We start from the raw sequence: 20,133 nt of genomic DNA on the forward strand, positions 1-20,133 counted from the left end.
ACTTATCAGGTTAAAAAGGTGCGTTTCCTTTTACTTTAACACCCATTGATCTTGCCGTTCCGGCAACCATTTTCATAGCTGATTCAATGGTAAAAGCATTAAGGTCTTGCATTTTGTCTTCTGCAATTGTTTTAATTTGATCCCAAGATATGGTTGCTACTTTTCTGATATGTGGTTCACCAGATCCTTTTTTGATCTTGGCGGCCTCCATAACCTGAACAGCAGCTGGTGGGGTTTTTACAACAAAGTCAAAAGACTTGTCTTTATAAACAGTAATTGCCACCGGCAATACTTTTCCCTGCTTATCTTGTGTTCGAGCATTAAATTGTTTGCAGAACTCCATAATGTTTACACCGGCAGCACCCAATGCGGGTCCAACAGGTGGAGAAGGGTTTGCAGCACCTCCTCTAACTTGAAGTTTTACAACTTTACTGATTTCTTTTGCCATTTCTTAAATTTTAATTGTGGTAATCACTTTAGTGGAAGCATAAGTTCATACCTAATATATATAGCGTAACAGTTTTTTAAACTTTTTCTACTTGCATATAACTTAACTCAAGCGGTGTTTTTCTTCCAAATATTTTCACCATCACCTCAAGTTTTCTTTTTTCTTCATTTACTTTTTCAACAGTTCCGTTAAAACCGTTAAATGGTCCATCAATTACTTTTACAGTTTCACCAATTGTAAATGGAATGTTGATATTTTCATCATTCACTGTAAGTTCGTCGACTTTTCCAAGCATTCTATTAACTTCAGATTGTCTTAAAGGAACAGGGTCTCCTCCTTTTGTTTCTCCTAAAAACCCAATAACTCCATTAACAGATTTTATAATATGGGCGATTTCACCGGCAAGATTTGCCTGTACCATAATATATCCCGGAAAATAAACTCTTTCTTTACTAACTTTTTTTCCGTTTCTAATCTGAATAACCTTTTCAGTAGGCACTAATATTTGATCAATAGAATCTTCCAGATTAAGTCTTGTGACTTCACTTTCAATATAAGATTTTATCTTGTTTTCTTGCCCGCTTACAGCACGAACAACATACCATTTTTTAGTGCTCTTTGTCTCTGTCATAATAGCTTGTTTAGGATTTAATCCAAATAAAATATTGAGCAATTATTTCGCTGAAAATCGTATCCACACCCCAAATTGCAAGTGATAGGATAATTGAAAATACAGCAACTAAAACTGTCAATCTTTGAGCTTCAGACCAAGACGTCCAAGTGACGTGGTTTTTTAGTTCGTTGAACGATTCCTGAATATAATTTAGCATTCTTTCTCGTTATTATTAATTTTTATTGCACGGGTTGAGAGACTCGAACTCCCGACACCTGGTTTTGGAGACCAGTGCTCTACCAACTGAGCTAAACCCGTTTAAAAAGTTTGCTCTTCCTAAAACACATTTGGGATTAGCTAAACCCGTTGATAAATACTTAAAGGCACCCGCCGTTAGCGGATACCTTTAAGACTATCATTTTAAACCTTTAATTAGTCTAATATCTCAGTCACCTGACCAGCTCCAACAGTTCTACCACCTTCACGAATTGCGAAACGTAAACCTACGTTCATCGCAATAGGTTGAATCAAATCAACAGTAATAGTAAGGTTGTCTCCGGGCATAACCATCTCCACTCCATCAGGAAGAGAAATATTTCCGGTTACGTCAGTTGTACGAACATAAAACTGTGGACGGTAGTTATTGTGGAAAGGAGTGTGACGACCACCTTCTTCTTTCTTAAGTACATAAACCTCAGCTTTGAATTTTTTGTGTGGAGTTACAGAACCAGGTTTAGTAATAACCATTCCTCTTGAAATTTGAGTTTTCTCAACACCTCTAAGTAGAATACCTACGTTATCACCCGCTTCTCCTCTGTCCAATATCTTACGGAACATCTCAACTCCAGTGATAGTAGAGTTCAGTTTTTGAGCACCCATACCAATAATCTCTACCGGATCACCAGTATTAGCAACTCCTGTTTCTATACGACCAGTTGCAACAGTACCACGACCAGTGATCGAAAATACGTCTTCAATTGGCATCAAAAATGGCTTATCAATATCACGCTCTGGAAGTTCAATCCAGCTATCAACAGCTTCCATCAATTCCAGTACAGTATCCACCCATTTTTGCTCACCGTTAAGTGCTCCCAAAGCAGAACCTTGAATCACAGGTCCATTGTCACCATCATATTCGTAAAATGATAATAAGTCTCTAATCTCCATTTCTACAAGCTCAAGAAGCTCGGCATCATCAACCATATCAACTTTGTTCATGAATACTACAATTCTTGGAATACCCACCTGACGTCCTAAAAGGATGTGCTCACGTGTTTGTGGCATAGGACCATCTGTTGCAGCAACAACCAAAATAGCACCATCCATTTGTGCAGCACCGGTAACCATGTTCTTAACATAATCTGCGTGACCAGGACAGTCAACGTGTGCATAGTGACGGTTAAGAGTTGCATATTCTACGTGTGAGGTATTAATTGTGATACCTCTTTCTTTTTCTTCGGGAGCATTATCGATCTGGTCGAAAGATTTTGCTTCAGAATAACCAGCGTCAGCCAACACCTTAGTGATAGCTGCTGTTAAAGTTGTTTTACCGTGATCAACGTGTCCAATTGTACCTATATTTAAGTGCGGTTTGGAACGATCAAAAGTTTCCTTTGCCATGTTTAATAATTTTTAATCTTAGTTATATATTAGTGTTCAATGTATTTACAACTTTGAGCCAACGACGGGAATTGAACCCGTGACCTCTTCCTTACCAAGGAAACGCTCTACCCCTGAGCTACGTCGGCAGGAATGAGTTCCAAGTTTAAACCTATTTTTCAGATTGCATTTAATAAAATTTGGTTGCAACCTAAAACTTGCGTTTATTTGAGCGGGAGACCGGGTTCGAACCGGCGACATTCAGCTTGGAAGGCTGACGCTCTACCAACTGAGCTACTCCCGCATTTTTGATTCATTTTCAGAATCTATTTTTCATTATATTAAAGAACCAAATGTGCTAATCAAACACAAAGAATTTTGTTCTTTTGTGGGGAGAGCAGGATTCGAACCTGCGAAGACATAGTCAGCAGATTTACAGTCTGCCCTCGTTGGCCGCTTGAGTATCTCCCCTGTGTTTTTAACACTTAAAAATTATTTCTAATTTTTAATTAAATTTCAGAACTTTAAGAGCCGATGGAGGGACTCGAACCCACGACCTGCTGATTACAAATCAGCTGCTCTAGCCAGCTGAGCTACATCGGCTTTTACACCACTTTTTTAGTCATAAAAAAGTCCGCTATTTCTAACGGACTGCAAATGTATATAAATTTTGTTTTTAAAAAAATTATTTTTAGAAAATTTCTGCTAAATATGTGCTCTTTGTTTTTCTTTTCTTTTTTTCAATTGACGTTGTAGTGTTTGAACACATTCATCCACACCTACTTCAAACTTAACACAATCTTTTTTTACCATTAAATCTCCCTTTGGAATGCTTAGTAAAATTTCTACTGTTTTTTTTGCAGGCTCACTATTGTTTTCGATTTTTAAAAATACATCTGCAAAAATTATTTTATCATAAAACTGTTCTAATTTATTTAATTTTTTCTCTATAAAGTTTACTAATTTGATGTCTGCATCAAAACCGGGGGTCTGAACATTTACTTTCATCTGGATTAAATTTTATTTGTTAGTAACTAGGTGCTTTGTAATACCTCTATTATGTAGCATTTTATTTTTACTTATTATTTGTACGGGGATGTGAATTTGCATATACTTTTTTTAATTCCGCTATACTATTATTTGTGTATACCTGAGTTGAAGCCAGACTGGCATGACCCAATAATTCTTTGATTGAATTTAAATCGGCTCCCTCATTGAGTAAATGTGTAGCGAATGAATGTCTTAAAATATGTGGGCTTTTTTTCTCTTTTGTTGATACAGTACTAAAGTAATTATTTATTATTCTGTAAACAAGAGATTGATTTACTTTAACTCCATTTTTGGATATAAATAAAAAAGGTGATTGGTTTGCTTTTTCAGCTTTACTCCTGATATCTATATAGTCTCTTAATGACATTACAGTTGAATTGAGAAGTGGCACAATGCGCTCTTTGTTTCTCTTTCCAATAATCTTAACTGTTTGTTTTGTTAAATCTAAATCTGAAATTTTCAACTCTATCAACTCTGATTTCCGCATACCTGTAGCATAAAACAATTCTACAATGGTTTTATTTCGAATACTTTCAAAATTTTTATCTTGGTCAAGGGCATCCAGCACTTTGCTGATTTCATTTTTAGAAAAAGGAACTTGAATAGTTTTGGCCGTTTTTAATGATGTATGCTTTGCCAAAGGATTTTCAGATATTTGCTTGGTCTTAATAAGAAACTTATAGTATGCTTTTAAAGAAGCTATTTTTCGGTTGATACTTCTGGTGTTTAAACCCTGATCAACCAAAGTTACAATCCAGGAACGTATCATCGCATAATTTACTTCCTTACTATTTCCACATTCCAATTGTTTCTCAATGAATTGTAAAAAAGACTCAAGGTCTTTATGATATGCCAAAACGGTGTGGGGGGAATATTTTTTTTCTAAAGAAAGGTAATCTATAAAAGCTGATACAGACATACTTGTAACATTGAATTGTAAATTTACAAAACTTAAAAGGATTTCAAATGATAAATATCAGCAAAAAAAAATCCCGAGACTTCGGGATTTTTATAGTTTATTCAATATAGTTTAAATTTCTTCTTGATCTCTTAAACTTTGAATGTACTGAGCTTTCTGAATTTGTGCTCTACGTGAAACAGATGGCTTAGTAAACGCTTGTCTGCTTCTTAGCTGACGCATAGTCTGTGTTCTGTCAAACTTTCTCTTGAAACGTTTGAGTGCTCTATCGATATTTTCTCCGTCTTTTATCGGGATTATTAACATAAGTAATTCACCTCCTCTCTTTTAGCTCGGCAAAAATAAATAAAAATATAATATCATTTTAAAAAGATTTAAAAAAAATCTGGCAGTTGTTTTTATTTATTAATTTAAGTAGCTAGCTGGCTTATACTCTTTCTTATCTATTATCATTTTAGCGATAAATAGGGAATTTTCGCTAAAATGATAATTAAAAATTTATTCTGCGGCTGGCTTATACTCTTTCTTATCTATTATCATTTTAGCGATAATTTCCCTTAAAATTTCAGAAGTACCTCCGCCAATTGGCCCCAATCTACTGTCTCTTAACAATCTTGCTAACGGGTATTCTTCCATATAGCCATAGCCTCCTAAAAACTGAAGACATTCGTAAATTACCTCATCAGCAATTTTTGTTGAGAGTAGTTTAGACATGGTTGCTTCTTTCACAACATACTCACCATTGTCTAAACGGGCAGCAACATTATAATTGAAAACTTTACTCATTTCAACCTGGCTGGCAAGATCTGCCACTTTATGTCTTAAAGCCTGAAACTTATCAATCGTTTGTCCAAAAGCCATTCTTTCTGACATATAATCCAATGCATATTCAATTGCAAACTCAGCTCTGGCATGAGCATTGATTCCCATAATGAGACGCTCCAGTGCAAAGTGCTGCATAATGTATCCAAATCCTTTATTTTCTTCACCCATTAAATTTGAAGCGGGAATCTCAACATTATCAAAAGCAATCTCACCTGTATCAGAAGCTCTCCATCCCAGTTTATCAAGCTTAGTTGCGGATATTCCCGCGGTATCTCTGTCGATGATAAAAATGCTCATTCCTTTATTGCCTAGTTCGGGCCTTGTTTTTGCAGCTACTACTAAATAATCTGAAAACACTCCATTAGTGATAAATGTTTTTGAGCCATTGACTATGTATTTATCACCTTTTTTTATCGCTGTTGTTTTCATCCCTGCTACATCGCTTCCGCCGAAAGGCTCTGTGATACACAAACAACCTATTTTTTGACCGCTAATGCTGGGGGCTAAATACTTTTGTTTAATTTCTTCACTTCCCTCTTTGTTCACGTGTGTCATTGCCAAATAAGCATGTGCCCACATAGCGGCAGCAAAACCACCTGAGTTTATGCATTGCATTTCTTCAAGGAAAATCACAGTATAAAATAAATCTAAATCCATCCCGCCATATTTCTCTGGATAGGCTAAACCAAAATATCCCATCTCACCAAATTTCTCCCAAATAAAGCGGTCTATGGTTCCTGTTTGTTCCCATTTTTCAATATGAGGGACTACTTCTTTTTGCAAAAACTCCCTAAAGCTTTTTCTAAATAATTCGTGTTCTTCTGTAAAGTAAGTAATGTTCATGATTCTCTTTTTATTGAACAGCCAATATGGCTTTAGCAATTTTTTATTTTACTGTCAAATATAAGGCAAATCTCTCAAATTTATGTGCCGGGAATGCTTCGATATTTTTTAACTCCTCCAGTTCTTTGATTCCTTCATGAAGATATCGGTAGTCAACAATTTCTTTTGCTAACTGAAAATTAATGAACGGAAGGGTGGCTATATCAGAAGCAGAAGCCTTATTAATATTTATTTTCTTAATCTTTGGTTTCTCCTTTACGGTAAATTCTTCCATAATCCTTTTTACCACAGCATTTTCAAGCCCATAAATATCATAAAGTTGCTCATCTGCCAAAAAACCATTCAATCGAGCCCTGTAGTCTATGATTCGCTTAGACAAAACTTCTCCCACGCCATATATTTTCTTGAGCTGTGCAGTATCGGCTTTGTTTAAATCTATCTTTTGATCAAAGCTTTTTTCCTCTCTTGAGTAGTTGTAATTATTTTTAGGTTTGGGATTGGTCACCCATTCCGGAAATTGAAAATAAGGACTTATAATGTTTAATACCGAATCTGAAACCTGAGTCACCTTTTTAAAATCTGCAACAGAATTGATCCATTTGTCTTCCTCCCTGAATTTATGTAACCGATCTATTTCTTCAGGCGACAATCCCAACGTGTATCCAAAATATTCTGAAATAAAGTTTGGATTAAAATTCCTAATGGGGTAAGTTTTTGGATTGGATTTAATTTCTCTGAGTGAATCAATCTTTTTTTGAATGGCCAACACTTCTTTTGTGTCTGTTTGAAAAACTGCTTCATTTGAAAAATCTAAATTGAAATAAATCAATTGGACAATAATAATTAATGCTATTAAAAACAAAATCTCATTTCGTTGTTTTTTAGAAAACCTGAAATGAGATTTTATTTTTTCCATTGTTAAAAGATTATTACTTGTCAGGAGTTTTAAACAACTCGCCGGCTTTCAATTGTTTCATATAGTCGCGAAGGTCTTGACGCACCTCACCAGACATTAAGTAAAGCCCAATTATATTTGGAAATGCCATAGCTAAAATCATCATATCTGAGAAATCGAGGACAGCACCCAAACTCACTGAAGCTCCAATGACTATAAAAATAAGAAATAATACTTTATAAGCCATTTCTGTTTTTTTACTTTTTCCAAACAAATAGGTCCAAGCTCTCATTCCGTAATAAGACCAGGAAATCATTGTTGAAAAAGCAAACAGAAATATTGCTGCTGTCAACACATACGGAAACCAGGAAATTACAGTTGCAAAAGCATCTGAGGTAAGTTGAGCTCCTGCCATATCAGCAACTTCATGCTTTCCGGTAAATATGAGCACTAAAGCCGTCAATGTACACACCAATACAGTATCAATAAATGGTTCCAACAAAGACACGAAACCTTCAGAAGGCGGGTGATTTGTTTTTGCTGCACTGTGAGCAATTGCTGCTGAACCAATACCGGCTTCGTTTGAAAAAGCGGCTCTTTGAAATCCTAATACTAAAACACCAATAACCCCACCCTTCAATGCTGAAGGACTAAAAGCTCCATCGATGATGGCTGAAAAAGCAGGAATAATATTTTCAATATTAACACCGATTACAACTATACAAGCTATTATATAAATTGATGCCATAAATGGGACAACCTTTGAAGTTACTTTTGCAATACTTCTTATTCCGCCAATAATTACAGCTGCGACTAACACCATTATGAACAAACCAAATACAGCTCCATATTCAGCTAAAAACGGGAATTGACCACTCACAGCTTCAAAAGATTGGTTAGCCTGGAACATATTTCCTCCACCAAATGAAGCTCCCACACATAATACAGCAAAAACTCCTGCAAGGATTTTACCTAAAGTATTTTTGTTTTGTTTTTCCAAACCTTTTCTCAGGTAACTCATCGGTCCCCCAAAAACACGGCCGTCTGCAGCTATGTCACGATATTTAACACCAAGCGTACACTCTACAAATTTTGATGACATACCTAGGAGTCCGGCAAGAATCATCCAAAAAGTAGCTCCAGCACCTCCTAAAGAAATTGCTACCGCAACCCCGGCTATATTTCCTAAACCAACGGTTCCGGAAACAGCAGTCGTCAACGCCTGAAAATGCGTTACCTGTCCTGGTGCATTGGGGTCGTCATATTTTCCCCTGGCTAAATTGATGGCGTGTTTAAATCCTCTGATGTTTATAAAGCCCATTCTTATGGTAAAGAAAATTGCTCCCACCACAAGCCATATAACTATAAAGGGGATGTTTTTTTGTTGTTCATCTCCATTGGGATGAAGAATTGGAACTTTCTCATCATAATAAATCGATGCAAAATTATGAGCTCCAGCTTCAATAACATCAAGTCCTTTACTTGAATCATAAATGGATTTTCCTTCTTCAGTCAAATGTTTCAAGGTTCCGTTTGCTGAGGCAATTACTTCAAGGTCTTCACCATCTTTTTCAATAATTGCAATGGGCTCACCTTCTTTTACTTTTGCTCCATCTTCTTTCAGCCAATCTTTTAGGATAAAAACACCTTCTATTCCCGGCACCCATCTGGGTGCTGGCACCATTTTTTGATCTGCATAAACTACAGGGTCATAAATGCCGGTTGCAGTAAATGGATCCCAGAATAATACACTTCCAATACTTGCTACAATGGGTGCAAAAGTACCATTGAATTTTTCTGTTATTGCCTCAGCGGGAACACTGAATTCTTTACTCACTGAATTTCCGTCTGCATCTGTAACTGTAACAGAATATGAAACTCCTTCAACCAAACCTTCCGCTTTGCTTGAAGTTAAAGGTGTTGATTGATTACTCCATTTGTAACTATAAGGAGGCTGACCTCCCTCGGCAAAAACTTCAACAATACCATCATTAATAAGACTGGATGGGTTTGTAACTTTTTCATTTACAGTTAATTCCTGAGAAAAAACCAGGGATGTAGAAAAAAGCAATATTGCTGCAAAGAGTCTTGAAATCATAAAAAAAGTAGTTGGTTTATAAATCAGTGTGTGAAAACAGCAGGCAAGATGCTAAAAAAAAAACCTATTTCAAATTTTTTTTAGAATTAATACAATCTTAACAAAGTATAAAATATCGTACTACAGATCAAACACCGAAGTACGTTTGGTATAAACTAAGTCTTTTAGTTTGATCCAAAATGCCAGGGTTAGATACAATATAAAACCAAACCCAAGTGTAGCAAAAGAGGAGTATATAAAAAATATTCTTACATTTTTTGCACGCATACCCAATTTATCAGCCACCCTTGAGGAAACAGCAAAACCATACTTCTCAAAAAAGTGACGTATGTTATATATAAATTTAAGCATTTACTAAAATAAAAAATTGAATGCAAATATACTAACTGAATAAATTGATTTAAAAAAAATTACAGTATATTGTCTTATAAAACTTAAAGAAAATGAAGTTTTCATTTACACTTATATTACTTTTATTTTCTATACTAAATTATTCTCAGAACGTATCAATTCCTGATGCTGTTTTTTTAGAAAAATTGATCGCCCAGGGGGTTGACACAAATGAAGATGGAGTTATTCAATTAAATGAAGCCCTTGCTGTCACTCACTTGAATGTGAATTCAATAGGCTCAGAAGTTAAAATTGAAAACATGGAAGGGATACAGCACTTTACAAACCTCGTTGAGTTAAGGTGTGCAAACAATTTAATTACTTCACTTGATGTAACAGCATTGACAAATCTAGAGTTTCTGCATTGCAATAATAATCAAATCACTTCCCTAAATATAACCGGGTTAAGCCAATTAACAATGCTTTGGGCACGATCGAACACCTTAGCTGAAATCGACTTAAGTGGTCTGGATAATATATGGTGGATATGGGTTAGCAACAATAATTTAAATCAAATAGATTTAACCGGCTTAAATTCTCTTGAAGCGTTTGAAATCGCAAATAATCTGCTTTCTATTATTGATTTCAACCCTACCCCAAACTTAAATTATATTAATGTTTCAGGTAATTCTTTAACTGCAATTGATTTCACTCCAACCTTAAACCTAAATTATATTAATGTTTCAAGTAATTTTTTATCTGAAATTGAAGTTAACCATTTAACTGAACTTGAGTCTCTTGATTGTCATAACAATCAAATAGAAGAAATATCAATTTCAAATCTTATAAATCTCCATTCTCTTTACATAGGTGACAATTTAATCGAGGAAATCGATGGAAGTCAAAACCCAGATTTTATTGAAATTCACTGTCAATCTAATCCAAACCTGACCTATATAAACATGAAGAATGGTGCTATTTCAAGCGCAGATCCTGATATGTTGTATTTTGGCTTTTCTTTCTACGATACACCTGAGTTGACCTTTATTTGTATGGATGCCGGAGAGGAATATGCACTCTCAGAAAGTGGTTATAATCCAAATAATGTAACTATTTCAACAACTGATTGCACCATGGCTATCTCAGATGTTAATTTGAACAGTTTAACTATTTATCCTAACCCGGTTGAAAATGATTTTCATATCACTAAACCAGAAGATGTTTCACACTTTGTAGTTCTTGATATTTCAGGGAAAATACTTTTTGAAACCTCTCTATATGAAACAGCTCAAAAGAAAATAAAGAACCTGAAAACAGGAGTTTATTTTTTACTTTTAAATGATGTATCAAACAATTTGAACCATTTTAGATTTATTAAAAAATAAAACTAATTTATCTTTTCAATAAATTATTTCCCACTGCACATTCCACACACTTCTTCTTGTCACAGTAATTAGTCTTTAACTCAATCAACGCTTGTGAATGCATAGCATTCCTGGACACCACTTTTAAATTATTAAATTTTGTAATCATTGAATTTTGTTCGCTTTCGATACTGCTGATTAATTCAAGTAAATAATCAGGAATAGCTTTGCCTTGATATTTAAAATAGCAAAACAGAACCGGCAAAATTGTGTTTATGATGATCAAATCCACAAATGATTTGGTAAGTGCTTTTTTTCGCTTGGGCGAAACGGATTTAAAATGATAATGGGTATCCCAAAACCTGGAAGCACTAACTTTAAAAAGCGCATAAATTGATTTTTTCTTTTTCGCTTCACTAATTTCTGAAAACAACTGGTTGTTTTCATTATAAACTGCTGCCAATTGTGCCAACCGAATTGTTGGAAAATTAACAGGACGCAGCCTAAAAAACTGAACAGGCAGTACATTTTGATTGTTCAGGATATATTTATGCTTTAAAAAGTCGTATTCTTTTTTCAATGACTGCAAATACTTATCATCGCTGATAATTTCAAGTATTCCGGCCTGACCTAAAAAAAGCGCTTCTAATTGTAGTAAGCTTTGTTGACTCTTTTTCAAAACAGAAAAATCAAAAGACTGAGCTATAGAAAGAAATGCTTCACCGTTTTTCTTTAAACCAAAATTTTTGGCTAGCATCAAAAACAAGACAGCTTCCCAGTTATTTTTTGTTTTTTCAAGTAGTTTAAAAATAAATTTTGATTTGTTTTCCAGGCGCTCAAAGTAAAGTCGTTCCAACCAATTTTGAAGTAAAAAATCATCCGTCTCTGCAAAGGAACCTTCACATGCAATCCATGTATTCTTTCCGGAAAACAATTTGTGATAATTCGATAATGTAGCAGTATCAATTTTGCCCTTTAGTTCCAGAGTGGGAATTACTGTTCTGTTATTCCTAAAAACATCCACATCGTGTTGCCAGACTACGTGAAGAATTACATTGTCATAGGCAGCATCCGTTTCGTGGTGATGTGCATACCAATCTGAAGATTTTAAATGAATTTCTACATTACCTACCCAAAGTTGATTGTCAATCCTGATGTGGGCATTAAAAAAATCAGGCCCTGCATCCTGGTTGTGATTGCCTTGTTGAACAATATGAATTTGCTCATCGTTTTGACTCTTCAGCTGGGATTTAGAAAATTTTTGGAACTTCCAGAGGTAATGTAAAAAGTCTTCTTGCATGTTCTGAAAAAAAAAATCCCTTAAATTTAAGGGATTTTTTAGAGATTTGTATTTTTGAATAAAGCTTATTCAATATAACCCATTTTTTTCATCCATTCGTCATTGTACATTTTGCCTACATAACGACTTCCGTGGTCGTGAAAAAGAACAACAACAACATCGTCTTTGGTAAAATGTTCTTTGAGTTGCAGCAAGCCTTTCATAGCTGCTCCGGCACTATTCCCTAAAAAGAAACCTTCTTTTTTAGCCAATAGCTGTGTATAAACAGCGGCATCTTTATCGGTCACTTTCGTAAATCCGTCAATGATACTGAAGTCTACATTTTTTGGCAAAATATCTTCACCTATACCTTCGGTTACGTATGGATAAATTTCTTTCTCGTCAAAAATTCCGGTTTCATGGTATTTTTTGAATACACTTCCATAAGTATCTATTCCCCAAACTTTGATGTTGGGATTTTGTTCTTTTAAGTATTTCCCAACTCCTGAAATGGTTCCCCCGGTTCCTACTCCCACCACAAAATGAGTCACTTTGCCATCTGTCTGGCGCCATATTTCAGGTCCGGTGGTTTCGTAGTGTGCCTGGGTATTACTTGGATTGTCATATTGATTGACATACCAACTGTTAGGTGTTTCTTCAGACAGACGCTTTGAAGTGGAATAATATGAACGCGGGTCTTCCGGAGCGACATCTGTTGGACACACTACTACTTCAGCTCCAACAGCGCGAAGTATATCCATTTTTTCCTTGCTTTGTTTGTCGCTGATCACGCACACCATTTTATAACCTTTTACAATAGCAGCAAGCGCCAGGCCCATACCGGTATTGCCTGAAGTTCCTTCAATGATAGTGCCGCCAGGTTTTAAACGGCCATCAGCTTCAGCATCCTGAATCATTTTAACCGCCATGCGGTCTTTTACTGAATTTCCGGGGTTGAAAGTTTCGTATTTAGCCAAAACCAAGGCCGGTATTTCTTCCGCTAATTTATTGATTTTTACTAAAGGGGTATTGCCAATAGTACCTAAGATATTTTCTGCGTATTCCATATTTATTTTTTGCGTGGACAAAGGTAGGAAATCAGATTTAATTTAAAATTAAATTCACAAAGATGTGCCAATTCCTGTGCTTTCTTTTATCAAAAATAACCTACATTTGGCTGCAAAAAACCACTATGCTTCTACCTTGGGACCAATATTTAATGGCTGTGATCTATATTTTAGCGGGTATCAATCACTTTAGAAACCCTAAACTATATGAACGCATCATGCCGCCTTACATTCCTGCTCACAAAAGCATGGTCGTACTAAGTGGTGTTGCCGAAATGGTTTTAGGGCTTATGTTACTTATTCCCGAAAATCAACATCTGGCAGCCTGGGGGATTATTACTATGTTGTTAGTTTTTTTCACTGTTCACATCCATATGCTTACCAATGAAAAAGCTTCTTTAAAACTTCCTAAATGGGTGTTGATTTCACGTATTCCATTACAGTTTTTGTTGATTTGGTGGGCTTATCAATACACTTGATTTTAAAACAAAAATTGATTCCTTTCGTGAAAATAATTGTATTTGATTTACCAGATGCAGACATTATTTATTACCCTGAATTGTATGCCGCGGATTAAGCAACTGAAATCTTCAATCAGCTTTTGATAGAAACACATTGGCAACAGGACGAGGTAACTGTTTTTAGCAAAACACATCCACAACTTCGGCTAACAGCTTTTTATGCAGAGAATGAAAAGCCGTATTCTTATTCAAACATCACGATGCTCCCTAAACCATTTTCGCTCCTTTTAAAAGAACTAAAAACTGATGTAGAAAAGTACTGCAATTATTCATTTTCTACAGTTTTACTAAACTTATACCGTCACGGAAAAGATTCCAATGGATGGCACAGCGATGACGAAAAAGAACTGGTGAACAATCCGGTGATTACTTTACTAAGCTTTGGAGCGGAACGGATGTTTCATCTAAAGCACAAATACAAACCTGAACTGAAAACCAAGATCACTTTACAACACGGCAGTCTGTTAATAATTCACGAAACAACACAGCATTTCAGGAAACATTAAATCTCAAAAACACCAAAGAAGGTAGCACCCCATATCAACCTTACATTTAGGTTAATAAAATAATAAAAGTTTGAATCGACAAACTCAATGATTTAATTTCGTGAATATGATTAAAGAACTCTCCCTTTTAGATATTGACAGAATTATTGAAATGGCCTGGGAAGACAGAACCCCTTTTGAAGCCATTGAATTTCAATTTGGTTTGAAAGAACAGGCTGTGATTTCGCTTATGCGAAACGAGATGAAGCCATCAAGTTTTAAAATGTGGAGAAGTCGCGTTCATGGAAGGAAAACAAAACATGCTCTTTTAAGAACAACTAAAAATGCGCGTTTTAAATGTAGCAGACAAAAAGCGATTTCAGGAAATAAAATATCTAAACGTTAAGCAAAGAGTTCATTTAAAATTTTTGCCAGTCGTAACCCTCCTTTTTGAAGTTGTATTTTAACCGTTTTAAAATGGTCATACATATATCTATAACCTAACTTTTCACCTACTTCAGCACTCTGATATATTTTTTTGGTCAACTCCCGCTCTTCAAGCACCCAATCCAGCAAATGGCCTTTTTGGATATCAAGCACTTGTTTTTTGCTTAAAGGTGGAAGGTTTCCGGCAAGTTCTGAATAAGTCATCTGGTAACTATCAATCATATTAGAATCCCAAACCCTGTGTAGATTTGTGCCTTCATTGAACCATCTTACCTGAAAATCATTGCCCCCTTTATCTTCTTCAAGACCCAAATGCATGGGTTGATGTAAATCACCCATGAAATGAACTAATAGTTTTAAATGGAATGCTTTATTGTCTCGCGAAGCTGTATCATCTTTTAGAACAGCAATACATTTTTCAATTGCCTGAATGATATCACCTTCTTCCTTTGGGTTAATATCTGAGTAGTTTTTATCAAATGGTATGTTCACATAATGCCAGGGCCGGTATTCATTAAATTTTCGGTCGCTCTTAATTTCGTCAGCATAGGTAGAGACCACTGCAAGAGAAAGTCCATTCAACAATTGGTCAATTTCTTTTTTAGCTTTTTTAGTGAGATGGTTTGATGCCACTTCGCCTACTACCCGATGCCCTGTTTGACCCCACTCTTCAGAAATGGGAAAAGCAACAATTTGGATACACAAGAAAAATAAGAGAGAGAATGTGAATTTCATAGGTATTAATATTAATAGAAATTAATTTTTTTAAGTAAGTAAAACAGTCATCAAGATTTTTTATTTTTCAATTGTTTTTCACTCCATTCATCATATCCTCCAGTCATATCATAAATTTCTTTAAAACCCATTTCTTTAAGAATTTCAGCAGCGTTCGCACTCCTTTTTCCTGATTTACAATATAAGTAAACAGGCTTTTCTTTATCGAGATTTTTTACTTTCTCTTTAAAGCCATTTGTTGTTACACAAATATTTTGAGCTCTCTGAATGCTTCCATCATTAAATTCTCCTTCAGTTCTTACATCAATTAATTGAACATCGTCTGAGTTGATAGCTTCAAGCAATTGTTCAACCGAGATTTTTTGAATGTGAGCACTTTCATTTTCCTGACAAGCGGTAAAAATTGAAAAAAATAAAATTATTGAAAAGTATAAGTATTTTTTCATCTGCTTATTAATTATTCAACCGGTCCATCCCAATCTATGATTCCTCCTAAAAGATTATATGTGTTTTCAAACCCTATAGACTCTAATACAGCACAGGCCTGAGCGCTTCTTCCTCCTGACCTGCAATAAATATAATAGCTCTTTGATTTATCAAGCTGATTTGCTTTATCCATAAAAGTTGCAGGATCAGAAATATTGAGTTGTTTAGCTCCGGGAATCATTCCTTCTTCTACCTCTTCATCTGTCCTGACGTCAAGAATAACAGCATCCCTATCTGATGCAGTTTTTTGTTGCCATTCCTGTGAATTGATTTCTTGCATGATTATATTTTTTTTACAAAATTAATGGAAATGAACATACAGTTGAAAAAAAACCGAAAATGTTTTAGAACATTTTCGGTGATATTTCTTTAACAACTTGGGGGTTTTATACTTTAATAGTACACCCAATAGCTCTTGTGGTCGTTACCGGAACTTCCTTTTTGTTCATCAAGGCATCGATAGCATTCTCTAAAAAAGTTTCTTTTACCGCCGAGGCATCCTTGAAGTTATCGTCTATAGCTCCTATGTAGCGCACAACATTTCCTTTAGCCGTTTTTTCCAATAAAAACACATGAGGAGTTCGGGTTGCCCCATATTGTGGAAATATCTCTTGCTTTTCATCAAATACATAAGCAAACGGGAAATTTTTGTCTTTTGAACGCTCCTTCATTTTTTCAAAACTGTCACCAGGAGACAGCTCCGGATTGTTAGGATTTATTGCAATTACTGGATAACCTTTATTATTGTATTTATTGTGTAATTCGATCATTCTGTCTTCATATGCCACAACATAAGGGCAGGTGTTGCAACTAAAAATCACGATGTATCCCTTGGCATCTGTATAATCTGCCAATGAAACCATCTTGCCGTCAACATTTTTAAGCGAAAAATCTGTAGCTACATCCCCTATCTCATAGCCGGTGGAATTTTGAGAGTAGGTGGTAATGGTTAAAAAAACACAAAAGAGTGCCAGTACTGGGAGTCTAAATTTCATTTTCATTGTAAAAAGGTTTTAAGTTCAGTTAATAATTCATTATAAGTGAAAGAGCCTTCATAAAATTTTCTATCATTTTTACTATAAATAATTGTTGCTGGAATTGCTCCACTCCAGCTTTCTGCTACTTTTGGAATCCATGTATTACTGTCCACATCATCCAATAGAATTACCTGAGATTTTAATTGGTGCTTCTCAATAAATGGAATTACATGACTCTTCAGCTTTTCAGGAAAATCAAGGCTTACTAAAAGCACTTTCACTTTTTGATCGGCAAATTCTTCACCTATTGACTCAAAATAAGGTAATTCTTTAATACAAGGTTTACACCACGTGGCCCAGAAATTAACAATATAAATGGTATCGTTTTCTTTATGTAACAAGGGTTCAAATTCATCAAAGTCAAAAACCGGAAGAGATTCTTCCTGTTCAACAATAGCAACTTTATGCTCTTCTTGATTTTCATTTTTTCCTTTACAGGAAACCAAAATTAACGACAACATAAAGTAAAGAAAGACTTTCATTCTTAAGTGATTAAAAGAAGTCTAAATTAGAAAAACTTAAATTACCTGAGAAATACTTTAACAATTCGTAAAGATTAAATAACTAAAGTTTTGTTAATTAATTTTTGGAAGAATAAAAACATCATACATTTGTACTAACAATATTTGTTATGACAATTGAAGAAGCCATAAAATCATCTATTCCTCTCAAGCCTCACACGCGTACAACTTTGAATATAATGTACAGCAGCAGGCTTGTTGAAGAAAAAATAGCTGAGTTACTCAAACCTTACAAGGTTTCTATGCAACAATACAATGTTTTAAGAATTTTGAGAGGTCAAAAAGGAATTCCTGCTAACCTTTCAACCATTCAGGAAAGGATGATCAATAAAATGAGTAACACTACCCGTCTGGTTGACAAACTAATCGAAAAAAAATTAGCAGATAGAACAATTTGTGAGTCAAACAGAAGAAAAGTAGAAATCATTATCACTCCTAAAGGACTAGAATTATTATTAGAAATAGACCCTTTGATGGCAAAATGCAATGAAGACATTTTAAAATTATTTTCATTACAGGAACTTAATACACTCAACAATTTATTAGACAAACTAAAATAGTATTTTTTTAACTTAACATTTGTATATACAATTTTTAAACACTCATTATGAAAACAAACATTTTAAAAGGCCTTGGAGCCACAGCAATTATTTTAACTACAGTAGCATTTACAAAACCTATGGAAAAAGAAATGAAAGTAAAAGAGAGTACTATTACCTGGACTGGTAAGAAAGTTTTAGGATCACACCACGGTACCATCAACTTAGCTGATGGATCAATGGTATTTGACGGAGATCAAATTACTACCGGAAAATTTGTGATTGATATGACCTCAATTAATGTTGTAGACCTAACGGGTGAAAACAAAGAAAAGCTTGAGGGTCACTTAAAATCTGATGATTTTTTTGGCGTAGCAAACCACCCCACATCTACCCTCATTATTAATAGTGGAAATAAAACCAGTGATGGTTACTACATTAATGGTGATATTACCATTAAAGGTGTAACAGAACCTATTTCATTCAATCTTATAATGGATGGAAATAAAGCAACAACCAAGCTAAAAATAAATCGTACAAAATTTAACGTTCGCTATGGTTCTGGTAGCTTTTTTGATAACTTAGGAGACAATACAATCTATGACGATTTTGAATTAGATGTTACTTTACAATTCTAAGTGATTTATATTTAAATAATTTTTAAGAAGCTCATTTTTTTAATGAGCTTTTTTTTTATTACTTTATTACCATTATAAGAAACTAAAAGTTTAATTATTAATTTAAATTTTGAAAAATGGGAAAAGGAGACAAAAAAACTAAAAGAGGAAAAATCATTTTAGGTTCTTTTGGAAAACTAAGACCTAGAAGAAAAAAGTTTAATATTCGTCCAAAAACAATTAAGGATAATAAACCGAAAGAATAAAAAAAAGGCCAAATATAATTTGGCCTTTTTTTATTGAAATATGTATAGAAGTATTTAAACAGTTACTTCAGTTTCAATACTTGATAAATAACGCTCAGCATCCAGAGCAGCCATACAGCCTGTCCCAGCGGCTGTAACAGCTTGTCGATATTCTTTATCTTGAACATCTCCAGATGCAAACACTCCTGGTTTATTTGTTTTGGTCGACTTTCCTTTAGTGATAATATAACCCATATCGTCCATATCAATTTGTCCTTTGAAAATATCAGTATTAGGTTTGTGGCCAATAGCAATGAATAAACCGGTTATCTTAATTTCTTCCTTTTCTCCGGTTTTATTATTTATCATTCTAAGACCTTCCACTACTTGATCCCCCAGCACTTCATCGACTTCTGTGTTGTAACGTAAATCAATGTTAGGTGTTGATGTAACACGGTGCTGCATCGCTTTTGATGCTCTCATTTCATCTCCTCTTACTAGCATTGTTACTTTTTTACAAATGTTTGCAAGATACGTAGCTTCTTCAGCAGCGGTATCTCCACCACCCACGATTGCTACTTCCTGGTTTTTGTAGAAAAATCCATCGCAAACAGCGCAGGCTGAAACACCGCCTCCTCTGAGTTTTTGCTCACTAGGAAGCCCTAAATATTTTGCCGTAGCGCCTGTAGATATAATAATTGTTTCTGCTTCAATTTCTTTTGAATTATCTACAACCACTTTATGAATACCACCTTCAGAATCGTTTAACTCCACTGCAGTTACCATTCCAATTCTAACTTCAGTTCCAAATCGTTCCGCTTGTTGTTGTAGCTGAACCATCATCGTAGGTCCATCTACTCCTTCTGGATATCCCGGAAAATTATCGACTTCAGTTGTCGTGGTTAATTGCCCACCGGGTTCCATACCGGTATACATTACCGGTTTCATATCTGCTCTGGCAGCATATATTGCAGCAGTATAACCTGCGGGTCCGGAACCAATTATTAAGCATTTTATTCTTTCAGTTGTTTCAGACATAAACTCATCTTTAATTATTTTCACCACAAAAATAAACACTTTTAGTCAGGTAAAATAGTAAAAGTTATTAAGAATCTTGAAGACACTATTATATTCACTTTTTATAAAACAAAAAACCCTGAAGCTTTCACT

General features: G+C 34.9%; 26 protein-coding genes and 5 tRNA genes. 7 read left to right on the forward strand and 24 right to left on the reverse strand.

Annotated elements, in window-relative coordinates:
* Positions 1-10 precede the first annotated feature (10 nt).
* From rplK to IEV69_RS13870, 16 genes are all read right to left on the reverse strand, one after another.
* Complete coding sequence (rplK, locus tag IEV69_RS05340; RefSeq protein WP_188440262.1) at positions 11-448, reverse strand: 50S ribosomal protein L11; 438 nt, start codon at positions 446-448, stop codon at positions 11-13.
* Positions 449-524: 76 nt separating this feature from the next.
* On the reverse strand, positions 525-1,079 hold the full coding sequence (nusG, locus tag IEV69_RS05345; RefSeq protein ID WP_188440264.1) for a transcription termination/antitermination protein NusG: 555 nt from the start codon (positions 1,077-1,079) through the stop codon (positions 525-527).
* Between the two features lie 10 nt (positions 1,080-1,089).
* Complete coding sequence (gene secE / locus IEV69_RS05350) at positions 1,090-1,278, reverse strand: preprotein translocase subunit SecE (protein ID WP_188440266.1); 189 nt, start codon at positions 1,276-1,278, stop codon at positions 1,090-1,092.
* A gap of 28 nt (positions 1,279-1,306) precedes the next feature.
* Positions 1,307-1,379: transfer RNA gene (locus tag IEV69_RS05355), tRNA-Trp, on the reverse strand.
* A 114-nt stretch (positions 1,380-1,493) separates the two neighbouring features.
* Positions 1,494-2,681, reverse strand: coding sequence for an elongation factor Tu (tuf, locus tag IEV69_RS05360; RefSeq protein ID WP_188440268.1), 1,188 nt, complete (start codon positions 2,679-2,681; stop codon positions 1,494-1,496).
* 56 nt (positions 2,682-2,737) lie between these two features.
* Positions 2,738-2,809 (reverse strand) — tRNA-Thr (locus tag IEV69_RS05365).
* 82 nt (positions 2,810-2,891) lie between these two features.
* A tRNA-Gly gene (locus IEV69_RS05370) sits at positions 2,892-2,964 on the reverse strand.
* Positions 2,965-3,049: 85 nt separating this feature from the next.
* Positions 3,050-3,131, reverse strand: a tRNA-Tyr gene (locus tag IEV69_RS05375).
* 58 nt (positions 3,132-3,189) lie between these two features.
* Positions 3,190-3,263 (reverse strand) — tRNA-Thr (locus IEV69_RS05380).
* A gap of 102 nt (positions 3,264-3,365) precedes the next feature.
* Complete coding sequence (gene hpf, locus IEV69_RS05385) at positions 3,366-3,668, reverse strand: ribosome hibernation-promoting factor, HPF/YfiA family (protein ID WP_188440270.1); 303 nt, start codon at positions 3,666-3,668, stop codon at positions 3,366-3,368.
* Positions 3,669-3,735: 67 nt separating this feature from the next.
* Positions 3,736-4,629, reverse strand: coding sequence for a tyrosine-type recombinase/integrase (locus tag IEV69_RS05390; protein WP_188440272.1), 894 nt, complete (start codon positions 4,627-4,629; stop codon positions 3,736-3,738).
* A gap of 111 nt (positions 4,630-4,740) precedes the next feature.
* The gene (gene rpsU / locus IEV69_RS05395; protein WP_188440274.1) at positions 4,741-4,935 is read right to left on the reverse strand and encodes a 30S ribosomal protein S21; all 195 of its coding nucleotides are present in this window, start codon (positions 4,933-4,935) and stop codon (positions 4,741-4,743) included.
* Positions 4,936-5,127: 192 nt separating this feature from the next.
* Entirely contained in the window at positions 5,128-6,297 is a 1,170-nt protein-coding gene (locus IEV69_RS05400; RefSeq protein WP_188440276.1) for an acyl-CoA dehydrogenase family protein, read from the reverse strand.
* Between the two features lie 43 nt (positions 6,298-6,340).
* Positions 6,341-7,213 carry a ComEA family DNA-binding protein gene (locus tag IEV69_RS05405; RefSeq protein ID WP_188440278.1) on the reverse strand — a complete coding sequence of 291 codons (873 nt, stop codon included), beginning with the start codon at positions 7,211-7,213 and terminating at the stop codon, positions 6,341-6,343.
* A 13-nt stretch (positions 7,214-7,226) separates the two neighbouring features.
* Positions 7,227-9,290, reverse strand: a complete 2,064-nt coding sequence (locus IEV69_RS05410; protein WP_188440280.1) for an amino acid carrier protein — start codon at positions 9,288-9,290, stop codon at positions 7,227-7,229.
* Between the two features lie 120 nt (positions 9,291-9,410).
* The gene (locus IEV69_RS13870) at positions 9,411-9,641 is read right to left on the reverse strand and encodes a PspC domain-containing protein (RefSeq protein ID WP_229741343.1); all 231 of its coding nucleotides are present in this window, start codon (positions 9,639-9,641) and stop codon (positions 9,411-9,413) included.
* 92 nt (positions 9,642-9,733) lie between these two features.
* Between IEV69_RS13870 and IEV69_RS05415 the strand changes: the two genes are divergently transcribed.
* Positions 9,734-11,005 (forward strand): leucine-rich repeat domain-containing protein, encoded by a 1,272-nt coding sequence (locus tag IEV69_RS05415; protein WP_188440282.1) that lies wholly within the window; start codon positions 9,734-9,736, stop codon positions 11,003-11,005.
* Between the two features lie 7 nt (positions 11,006-11,012).
* On the opposite strand, the gene IEV69_RS05420 is transcribed toward IEV69_RS05415, so the two are convergent.
* A complete protein-coding gene (locus IEV69_RS05420) occupies positions 11,013-12,284 on the reverse strand; it encodes a DUF2851 family protein (RefSeq protein ID WP_188440284.1) in 1,272 nt (423 codons plus the stop codon).
* 65 nt (positions 12,285-12,349) lie between these two features.
* On the reverse strand, positions 12,350-13,330 hold the full coding sequence (locus tag IEV69_RS05425; RefSeq protein WP_188440286.1) for a PLP-dependent cysteine synthase family protein: 981 nt from the start codon (positions 13,328-13,330) through the stop codon (positions 12,350-12,352).
* A 125-nt stretch (positions 13,331-13,455) separates the two neighbouring features.
* On the opposite strand from IEV69_RS05425, the gene IEV69_RS05430 reads away from it, so the two are divergent.
* The 3 genes from IEV69_RS05430 to IEV69_RS05440 all read left to right on the forward strand — a co-directional run bounded on the left by IEV69_RS05430 (position 13,456) and on the right by IEV69_RS05440 (position 14,742).
* Positions 13,456-13,809 carry a DoxX family protein gene (locus IEV69_RS05430; protein ID WP_188440288.1) on the forward strand — a complete coding sequence of 118 codons (354 nt, stop codon included), beginning with the start codon at positions 13,456-13,458 and terminating at the stop codon, positions 13,807-13,809.
* Between the two features lie 107 nt (positions 13,810-13,916).
* Entirely contained in the window at positions 13,917-14,357 is a 441-nt protein-coding gene (locus IEV69_RS05435) for an alpha-ketoglutarate-dependent dioxygenase AlkB family protein (RefSeq protein WP_308420133.1), read from the forward strand.
* A 106-nt stretch (positions 14,358-14,463) separates the two neighbouring features.
* Positions 14,464-14,742: a TIGR03643 family protein gene (locus IEV69_RS05440; protein ID WP_373283657.1), complete on the forward strand. Its 279-nt coding sequence runs from the start codon at positions 14,464-14,466 to the stop codon at positions 14,740-14,742.
* Here IEV69_RS05440 and IEV69_RS05445 read toward each other — a convergent pair.
* From IEV69_RS05445 to IEV69_RS05465, 5 genes are all read right to left on the reverse strand, one after another.
* On the reverse strand, positions 14,739-15,518 hold the full coding sequence (locus IEV69_RS05445; RefSeq protein ID WP_188440290.1) for a S1/P1 nuclease: 780 nt from the start codon (positions 15,516-15,518) through the stop codon (positions 14,739-14,741). The two genes, IEV69_RS05440 and IEV69_RS05445, sit on opposite strands and share 4 nt — an antisense overlap.
* 50 nt (positions 15,519-15,568) lie before the next feature.
* A complete protein-coding gene (locus IEV69_RS05450; RefSeq protein WP_188440292.1) occupies positions 15,569-15,964 on the reverse strand; it encodes a rhodanese-like domain-containing protein in 396 nt (131 codons plus the stop codon).
* A gap of 11 nt (positions 15,965-15,975) precedes the next feature.
* Entirely contained in the window at positions 15,976-16,284 is a 309-nt protein-coding gene (locus IEV69_RS05455) for a rhodanese-like domain-containing protein (RefSeq protein WP_188440294.1), read from the reverse strand.
* 106 nt (positions 16,285-16,390) lie between these two features.
* Complete coding sequence (locus IEV69_RS05460) at positions 16,391-16,999, reverse strand: thioredoxin family protein (protein ID WP_188440296.1); 609 nt, start codon at positions 16,997-16,999, stop codon at positions 16,391-16,393.
* A gap of 2 nt (positions 17,000-17,001) precedes the next feature.
* Positions 17,002-17,523 (reverse strand): TlpA disulfide reductase family protein, encoded by a 522-nt coding sequence (locus tag IEV69_RS05465; protein ID WP_188440298.1) that lies wholly within the window; start codon positions 17,521-17,523, stop codon positions 17,002-17,004.
* A 149-nt stretch (positions 17,524-17,672) separates the two neighbouring features.
* Here IEV69_RS05465 and IEV69_RS05470 point away from each other — a divergent pair, with 149 nt between their 5' ends.
* The 3 genes from IEV69_RS05470 (at position 17,673) to IEV69_RS05480 (ending at position 18,984) form a co-directional block, all read left to right on the forward strand.
* Positions 17,673-18,122, forward strand: coding sequence for a MarR family winged helix-turn-helix transcriptional regulator (locus IEV69_RS05470; protein WP_188440300.1), 450 nt, complete (start codon positions 17,673-17,675; stop codon positions 18,120-18,122).
* Between the two features lie 47 nt (positions 18,123-18,169).
* The gene (locus IEV69_RS05475) at positions 18,170-18,739 is read left to right on the forward strand and encodes a YceI family protein (protein WP_188440302.1); all 570 of its coding nucleotides are present in this window, start codon (positions 18,170-18,172) and stop codon (positions 18,737-18,739) included.
* 116 nt (positions 18,740-18,855) lie between these two features.
* Entirely contained in the window at positions 18,856-18,984 is a 129-nt protein-coding gene (locus tag IEV69_RS05480) for a 30S ribosomal protein THX (RefSeq protein WP_188440304.1), read from the forward strand.
* 54 nt (positions 18,985-19,038) lie between these two features.
* Here IEV69_RS05480 and trxB read toward each other — a convergent pair whose 3' ends face one another.
* Positions 19,039-20,001 (reverse strand): thioredoxin-disulfide reductase, encoded by a 963-nt coding sequence (trxB, locus tag IEV69_RS05485; protein WP_188440306.1) that lies wholly within the window; start codon positions 19,999-20,001, stop codon positions 19,039-19,041.
* Positions 20,002-20,133: the final 132 nt, after the last annotated feature.

The sequence above is a fragment of the Planktosalinus lacus genome (assembly GCF_014640155.1).
Classification (GTDB): domain Bacteria; phylum Bacteroidota; class Bacteroidia; order Flavobacteriales; family Flavobacteriaceae; genus Planktosalinus; species Planktosalinus lacus.

Excerpts from the sequence above, each read along its gene's own strand:
- rplK (WP_188440262.1), bottom strand. The coding sequence starts at position 448 with ATGGCAAAAGAAATCAGTAAAGTTGTAAAACTTCAAGTTAGAGGAGGT.
- nusG (WP_188440264.1), bottom strand. The coding sequence starts at position 1,079 with ATGACAGAGACAAAGAGCACTAAAAAATGGTATGTTGTTCGTGCTGTA.
- secE (WP_188440266.1), bottom strand. The coding sequence starts at position 1,278 with ATGCTAAATTATATTCAGGAATCGTTCAACGAACTAAAAAACCACGTC.
- tuf (WP_188440268.1), bottom strand. The coding sequence starts at position 2,681 with ATGGCAAAGGAAACTTTTGATCGTTCCAAACCGCACTTAAATATAGGT.
- hpf (WP_188440270.1), bottom strand. The coding sequence starts at position 3,668 with ATGAAAGTAAATGTTCAGACCCCCGGTTTTGATGCAGACATCAAATTA.
- IEV69_RS05390 (WP_188440272.1), bottom strand. The coding sequence starts at position 4,629 with ATGTCTGTATCAGCTTTTATAGATTACCTTTCTTTAGAAAAAAAATAT.
- rpsU (WP_188440274.1), bottom strand. The coding sequence starts at position 4,935 with ATGTTAATAATCCCGATAAAAGACGGAGAAAATATCGATAGAGCACTC.
- IEV69_RS05400 (WP_188440276.1), bottom strand. The coding sequence starts at position 6,297 with ATGAACATTACTTACTTTACAGAAGAACACGAATTATTTAGAAAAAGC.
- IEV69_RS05405 (WP_188440278.1), bottom strand. The coding sequence starts at position 7,213 with ATGGAAAAAATAAAATCTCATTTCAGGTTTTCTAAAAAACAACGAAAT.
- IEV69_RS05410 (WP_188440280.1), bottom strand. The coding sequence starts at position 9,290 with ATGATTTCAAGACTCTTTGCAGCAATATTGCTTTTTTCTACATCCCTG.
- IEV69_RS13870 (WP_229741343.1), bottom strand. The coding sequence starts at position 9,641 with ATGCTTAAATTTATATATAACATACGTCACTTTTTTGAGAAGTATGGT.
- IEV69_RS05415 (WP_188440282.1), top strand. The coding sequence starts at position 9,734 with ATGAAGTTTTCATTTACACTTATATTACTTTTATTTTCTATACTAAAT.
- IEV69_RS05420 (WP_188440284.1), bottom strand. The coding sequence starts at position 12,284 with ATGCAAGAAGACTTTTTACATTACCTCTGGAAGTTCCAAAAATTTTCT.
- IEV69_RS05425 (WP_188440286.1), bottom strand. The coding sequence starts at position 13,330 with ATGGAATACGCAGAAAATATCTTAGGTACTATTGGCAATACCCCTTTA.
- IEV69_RS05430 (WP_188440288.1), top strand. The coding sequence starts at position 13,456 with ATGCTTCTACCTTGGGACCAATATTTAATGGCTGTGATCTATATTTTA.
- IEV69_RS05440 (WP_373283657.1), top strand. The coding sequence starts at position 14,464 with ATGATTAAAGAACTCTCCCTTTTAGATATTGACAGAATTATTGAAATG.
- IEV69_RS05445 (WP_188440290.1), bottom strand. The coding sequence starts at position 15,518 with ATGAAATTCACATTCTCTCTCTTATTTTTCTTGTGTATCCAAATTGTT.
- IEV69_RS05450 (WP_188440292.1), bottom strand. The coding sequence starts at position 15,964 with ATGAAAAAATACTTATACTTTTCAATAATTTTATTTTTTTCAATTTTT.
- IEV69_RS05455 (WP_188440294.1), bottom strand. The coding sequence starts at position 16,284 with ATGCAAGAAATCAATTCACAGGAATGGCAACAAAAAACTGCATCAGAT.
- IEV69_RS05460 (WP_188440296.1), bottom strand. The coding sequence starts at position 16,999 with ATGAAATTTAGACTCCCAGTACTGGCACTCTTTTGTGTTTTTTTAACC.
- IEV69_RS05465 (WP_188440298.1), bottom strand. The coding sequence starts at position 17,523 with ATGAAAGTCTTTCTTTACTTTATGTTGTCGTTAATTTTGGTTTCCTGT.
- IEV69_RS05470 (WP_188440300.1), top strand. The coding sequence starts at position 17,673 with ATGACAATTGAAGAAGCCATAAAATCATCTATTCCTCTCAAGCCTCAC.
- IEV69_RS05475 (WP_188440302.1), top strand. The coding sequence starts at position 18,170 with ATGAAAACAAACATTTTAAAAGGCCTTGGAGCCACAGCAATTATTTTA.
- IEV69_RS05480 (WP_188440304.1), top strand. The coding sequence starts at position 18,856 with ATGGGAAAAGGAGACAAAAAAACTAAAAGAGGAAAAATCATTTTAGGT.
- trxB (WP_188440306.1), bottom strand. The coding sequence starts at position 20,001 with ATGTCTGAAACAACTGAAAGAATAAAATGCTTAATAATTGGTTCCGGA.